At 63.0% G+C, this 6,141-nt stretch carries 5 protein-coding genes; 1 reads left to right on the top strand and 4 read right to left on the bottom strand.

What is annotated here, in order from left to right:
• Positions 1-71 precede the first annotated feature (71 nt).
• The 3 genes from metG to Q0Y09_RS06230 are packed head-to-tail and all read right to left on the bottom strand — an operon-like array spanning position 72 to position 3,198.
• Positions 72-2,066, bottom strand: coding sequence for a methionine--tRNA ligase (gene metG / locus Q0Y09_RS06240; RefSeq protein ID WP_297719220.1), 1,995 nt, complete (start codon positions 2,064-2,066; stop codon positions 72-74).
• Entirely contained in the window at positions 2,056-2,940 is an 885-nt protein-coding gene (locus tag Q0Y09_RS06235) for a hypothetical protein (RefSeq protein WP_297719216.1), read from the bottom strand. Before Q0Y09_RS06235 ends, metG begins: the two co-directional genes overlap by 11 nt.
• A 39-nt stretch (positions 2,941-2,979) precedes the next feature.
• Positions 2,980-3,198 (bottom strand): helix-turn-helix transcriptional regulator, encoded by a 219-nt coding sequence (locus Q0Y09_RS06230; RefSeq protein WP_297719213.1) that lies wholly within the window; start codon positions 3,196-3,198, stop codon positions 2,980-2,982.
• A gap of 76 nt (positions 3,199-3,274) precedes the next feature.
• Between Q0Y09_RS06230 and Q0Y09_RS06225 the strand changes: the two genes are divergently transcribed.
• Positions 3,275-3,532 (top strand): hypothetical protein, encoded by a 258-nt coding sequence (locus Q0Y09_RS06225; RefSeq protein ID WP_297719211.1) that lies wholly within the window; start codon positions 3,275-3,277, stop codon positions 3,530-3,532.
• Between the two features lie 669 nt (positions 3,533-4,201).
• Here Q0Y09_RS06225 and Q0Y09_RS06220 read toward each other — a convergent pair.
• Entirely contained in the window at positions 4,202-5,809 is a 1,608-nt protein-coding gene (locus tag Q0Y09_RS06220) for an ABC-F family ATP-binding cassette domain-containing protein (protein ID WP_297719206.1), read from the bottom strand.
• Positions 5,810-6,141 lie beyond the last annotated feature (332 nt).

Below are 6,141 nucleotides of genomic sequence, written 5' to 3'. Positions count from 1 at the left end.
CCCCCCCGGGGGGGGCGCCCGTGGCCCCCCCCCCCTGGGGGTTATATGCGCTTATCTTCTCAAAAGGGAAATCAGCACAGGCCGTAGCCGGCGGGGACCTTATCGTCCAGCATGACCAGGTGGAGCTTCTCGGTGCCGTCGGGCTCCTCCTTGACGGCGGAAATGAGCATGCCGTTGGACATGATGCCCATCATCTTCCGGGGCTTGAGGTTGGTGCAGGCCACCACGGTCTTGCCCACCAGCTCCTCGGGCTCGTACCACTCGTGGATGCCGGAGAGGATCTGCCGGGGGAAGCCCTCGCCGCAGTCCAGGGTGAAGCGCAGCAGCTTGCTGGACTTGGGCACGGCCTCGCAGGCCAGGACCTTGGCGGTGACGAACTTCACCTTGCTGAAATCGTCAATGTTGATATAGTCGGGGGCGGCGGGGGCGGGCTTGGCCTCGGCCTTGGGGGCCTCGGGGGCCTTGACCTCCTCGGGCTTCTTCTCCAGGTTCTCCAATTCCTTCAGCTCCTTTTCCATGTCGATGCGGGGGAAGAGGTTCTCCCCCTTGGTGACGGCGGCGGTCTCGGGCAGCAGGCCCCAGGTCCCGGCGCTCTCCCAGGTCTGGACCCCGGCGTCCGCGCCGATCTGGGCGAAGAGCTTTTCCATGCTGCCGGGCATGAAGGGGGTGAGGAGGACGCCGCAGATGCGGGCGCACTCCAGCAGGTTATACATCACGTGGGCCAGCCGGGGGCCGTTGGCCTCCAGGTCCTTGGCCAGGGTCCAGGGGGTGTTCTCGTCGATATACTTGTTGGCCCGCTGGATGGCCTTGAAGACCTCCTCCAGGGCCTTGTGGGGGGCGTAGGCGTCCATGGCCTCGGCATACTTACCCCGGAGGGCGGCGGAGAGCTCCAGCAGCTCCCGGTCAGGCTGGGTGGGCTCAGCCCACTTGCCGCAGCCGGCGGGCAGGGTCCCACCGAAGTACTTCTGCACCATGGCGGTGGTCCGGCTGACCAGGTTGCCCAGGTCGTTGGCCAGGTCCACGTTGATGGTGTTGATGAGGGCCTCGTTGGAGAAGTTGCCGTCGGAGCCGAAGGGGAAGGTCCGCATGAGGAAGAAGCGCAGGGCGTCCACCCCGTACCGCTCGGAGAGGAGGTAGGGGTCCACCACGTTGCCCTTGGACTTGGACATCTTGCCGCCGTCCAGCAGGAGCCAGCCGTGGCCGAAGACCCTCTTGGGGAGGGGCAGGTCCAGGGCCATGAGGATGGCGGGCCAGATGATGGCGTGGAAGCGGACGATCTCCTTGCCCACGATGTGGACGTCGGCGGGCCAGAACTTCTCATAGTCGTGGTACTTGTCGTTGCCGTAGCCCAGGGCGGTGATATAGTTGGAGAGGGCGTCGATCCACACATAGACCACGTGGCCGGGGTCAAAGTCCACGGGCACGCCCCAGGTAAAGCTGGTCCGGGAGACGCACAGGTCCTCCAGGCCGGGCTTGATGAAATTATTGACCATCTCGTGGACCCGGCTGCGGGGCTGGAGGAAGTCGGTGTCCTCCAGCAGGTGCTGGATGCGGTCGGCGTACTTGGAAAGGCGGAAGAAGTAGGCTTCCTCCTCGGCGTCCTGGACCTCCCGGCCACAGTCGGGGCACTTGCCGTCCTTGAGCTGGCTCTCGGTCCAGAAGGACTCGCAGGGCTTGCAGTACTTGCCCACATACTTGCCCTTGTAGATGTCGCCCTGGTCATAGAGCTGCTTGAAGATCTTCTGGACGGAGTGCTCATGGTAGTCGTCGGTGGTGCGGATGAAGCGGTCGTTGGAGATGTTCATGAGCTTCCACAGGTCCAGCACGCCCCGGGGACCCTCCACGATGTCGTCCACAAACTGCTTGGGGGTGACGCCGGCCTCCTTGGCCTTGTCCTCGATCTTCTGGCCGTGCTCGTCGGTGCCGGTGAGGAACATGACCTCCTCGCCCTTGAGCCGGTGGTAGCGGGCGATGGTGTCGGTGGCTACGGTGCAGTAGGCATGGCCGATGTGGAGCTTATCCGAGGGGTAGTAGATGGGGGTGGTGAGATAGAACTTATCCTTCATGGGGTTTTTCCTCCCTATTCATTTTCTCTTCCGTGAGCAGGCGCTTGCCCTCCGGCATTCGCGGCCCCAGAGGGCGGCCCAGGTTGCACAGCAGGGCCACAGAGGAGGCGGCGAAGTAGAAGAAGCAGCCGGCGTACAGGAGCAGGAAGGCCGGCTCATGGGCGTCGGCCAGGGTGACCATGGCAAAGTACATGGCCTCCGCCGAGAAGAAGACGGCGGCGGCCGGACGGGCCCGGCCAAAGCCGAAGCCGGAGATGAAGTAGCAGCCCAGCACCGCCGCGATGACGGAGAAGAGCTGGTAGACGTAATCCAGGATGATGGGGTCGCCGCTGTGCTCCTGGTAGGAGACGATGAGCCACATGCAGCAGGTATAAGCGGGGAGGAGGAGCCAGGCGCTGTACTTGCCCTTTCCCTCGCCCCGGTAGTTGTTCTTGCCCAGCATGAGCATGGACCAGGCCGCCGCCAGGCTGAGCACGGAGAGGAGGACCATGGGCGTCAGGCTGAGCATGGGGAAGCCGCCGGTCTCCATTTTGGCCTGGGCATAGAGCCGGGGGAGCCGGAGGAGCAGGAGGGCCCCGGCGGCGGCGGTGAGGAAGGCCCCCGCCGTCATGCCCATCATGTAGGGGGCCACGTCCCGGGCCTGAAAGGCTTCGTCATAGCCGCCCTCGAACCCCTTGCCCACCCCCAGGGACAGCAGCAGTAGGACCAGGGCCACCGCCGCCGACAGGGCGATGAGGGCCCAGGTCACCGGCATGCCCTCCACGGGGAGCCCGGTGTCCGGCTCGAAGGCGGTGAGGAGCTCCCGCCGCCGCAGGAAAAAGCCGATGGCGCCGCCTGCGATGGCGGTCACCGGCAGTACAAGTTCTTTGCGCATGCGTTACAGTCCTCTCAAATAGGGTCGTTGGTAAGTATATCACAATTTCGGGTCCGTGTCAGCACGCCCCAGCAGATAATCCAGCGACACGTCAAAAAAATCCGCCAGGGCGATGAGCCGGGCGATGTTGGGCTCGTTTTTCCCCTGCTCATAGAGCTGATAGGTCCGCAGAGAAACCCCGCAGATATCGGCGGCCTCCCGCTGTTTTTTGTCCCGGAGATTCCGCACTTCCCGAAGACGCTCAGAAAACGGGACCATAGCATCCCCCTCTTGACAAGCGAATGATTTCTTCGTATAATTCTTACGTAGTAAAACTACGCAAGAGGTGAAGAATTTGAACTCTGTTCTTGATCTGCTCAATGAAGCCAGCGCGCCCCAGTCGCCCTGTCCGGGGGCGGAGACGGCCCAAAAAGCTCTGGACCCCTACTGTCAGAGGGTGGCCGAGGTCCTGTCCGACGCCTTTCTGGACGAATTCTGGTCGGCCCTGGGCCGGCTCCAGGACTGCTATACCCGCGAGTCCTTCCGCCGGGGCTTCCGCCTGGGGGCCGCCCTCATGGAGGAGCTGCGCCTGTGCGCGCGGGCGGGCCGATGAGGGTGGGCAGGACAATGGCTTCCGCGTGGTTTGCCGTCCCCTTCACCCCCCTCAGTCACCTTCGGTGACAGCTCCCCCGTCAAGGGGGAGCTATACAGGTGGGCGCGTCTGGGAAGCCGCGCCCTACGAATGGCGTAGTGCGCCGGGCGGCTGATAGCCGCCCCTACATGCTCCAAAGCAATGTGGCGGCCATCCTCGGCGGGCGCACACACAGGTGCGCCCCTACGGTGAACAATGGGCCGCATACCGAATCATAGCGCGCGGATGTCCGGGCCGATGAGGACATCGGCCCCTGCGCCCGCGTCGTCCTGAGCGTCAGCGAAGGACCCGTCTCCCCCGTCCTTTCCTGCAACATCAGGGAACAGGAAGACGGATTCTTCGGCCTTCGGCCTCAGAATGACAGGGCCGGAAGATGGTCCTGTATCGGTGGACCGAGGGCTGCACCCCGAGCCTTCCCCTGGGGGAAGGTGCCCCAGTGCGCACACCGAGGCGGATGAGGGGAAACGTTGGAAACAGACCAGCCTTTCCCCTCATCAGTCTCGCTGCGCTCGACAGCACGGGTCAAGGAGGATATGATTTCATCTGACTGTCCACCGGACAGTCAGACCCCCAGGGGAAGCCAAAAGGTGGAGGGCGGCCACAGGCCGCCCCTGCAAGCGGGAGACGTTCTTACCCCTGTGCGCCCTCCTGGGCCATGCGCTCCAGGTACTCGTCGTAGGACATCTGCCGGTCAATGAGCTTGCCGTCGGGGGTGAAGTCGAAGATGCGGTTGGCCACGGTCTGGACCAGCTGGTGGTCGTGGGAGGAGAAGAGCACGTTGCACTTCACCGCCTCCAGGCCGTTGTTGACGGCGGCGATGGACTCCAGGTCCAGGTGGTTGGTGGGCTGGTCCAGCAGCAGCACGTTGGCCCCGGAGAGCATCATCCGGGAGAGCATGCACCGCACCTTCTCGCCGCCGGAGAGGACCTTGACCTGCTTGTAGACGTCGTCGCCGGAAAAGAGCATCCGGCCCAGGAAGCCCCGGAGATAGGCTTCGTGGGGGTCGGAGGAGAACTGGCGGAGCCACTCCACCAAGTTGTCGTCGTTGTCTTTGAAGAACTCGGTGTTGTCCTTGGGGAAGTAGGAATAGGTGGCGGTCTGACCCCACTTCACGGTGCCCTCGTCGGGCTCCCACTCGCCGGTGAGAATCTTGAAGAGGGCGGTGTGGGCGTTCTCGTTCTCACCCACGAAGGCGATCTTGTCCCCGTGGCCCACGGTGAAGCTCACCTTATCCAGCAACTTGACCCCGTCCACGGTCTTGGAGACCTCGGTGACAAAGAGGATGTCCTTGCCCACCTCCCGGTCAGGGGAGAAGGATACCCAGGGGTAGCGCCGGGAGGAGGCGGGCATCTCCTCCACGGAGAGCTTGTCCAGCAGCTTCCGCCGGGCGGTGGCCTGCTTGGACTTGGACTTGTTGGCGGAGAAGCGGGAGATGAACTCCTGCAATTCCCGGATCTTCTCCTCGTTCTTCTTGTTCTGGTTCTTGATGAGGTTCTGCACCAGCTGGGAGGACTCGTACCAGAAGTCGTAGTTGCCCACATACATCTTGATCTTGTTGTAGTCGATGTCCACGATGTGGGTGCAGATGGTGTTGAGGAAGTGGCGGTCATGGCTGACCACGATGACGGTGCCCTCGAAGTCCAACAAAAAGTCCTCCAGCCAGTTCACCGCGTTGATGTCCAGGTTGTTGGTGGGCTCGTCCATCATGAGGATGTCGGGATTGCCGAAGAGGGCCTGGGCCAGCAGGACCTTCACCTTCAGGCGGCCATCCACGTTCTCCATGACGTCATAGTGCATGGACACGGGGATGCCCAGGCCCTGGAGGATACGGCTGGCATCGGACTCAGACTCCCAGCCCCCCAGCTCGGCGTACTCCTCCTCCAGCTCGCAGGCCCGGATGCCGTCTTCCTCGGTCATCTCCTCCTTGGCGTAGAGGGCCTCCTTCTCCTTGCCGATGTCGTAGAGCCGCTGGTTGCCCATGATGACGGTGTCCATGACTGTGTAGGCGTTGTAGGCGTTCTGGTCCTGCTTGAGGACGGACATGCGGGTCTTGGGCAGGATGGACACCTCGCCGGAGGTGGGCTCCAACTCCCCGGAGAGGATCTTCAAAAAGGTGGACTTGCCGGCGCCATTGGCGCCGATGATGCCGTAGCAGTTCCCCTTGACGAATTGCAGGTCCACATGGGAAAAGAGGGCCTGTCCGCTGTACTGTAAGCTGAGGTCGGTGACTGTTATCATGTCGTTCTCCTTCGTCTTCTATGTTCCGCCGCCCTGCCGGAAGGCGGCCCCACTGGGCCACACGCTGCCCGGCGCAGCCGTAAATGCCCCAATAGTATATCATAAATCCTGCGCAAAACAAGGGTTTTCCCACGTCCTCGCAAAGTCCGCTTCGTTTTGTTTCCGCCTGACGGCGAAAACGCGCTCCGCTCCCTTGCTCGTCCTCTCCCCTCGCCGTCACAAGCTGCGCATCCCTCATCCTGCCGCAAGCGGCAGGCTTCGTTCGCTCCGCTGTTCCGGCTCTCCCAGCAAAAGGCGTTCCGCCTTTTGCCGGGTTCCCATATTGCTTCGCT

The organism is Intestinimonas sp. (assembly GCF_026169115.1).
Classification (GTDB): domain Bacteria; phylum Bacillota; class Clostridia; order Oscillospirales; family Oscillospiraceae; genus Intestinimonas.
The sequence above is the reverse complement of the archived record's forward strand: the minus strand, read 5'-3'. Positions and strand labels throughout refer to the sequence as shown.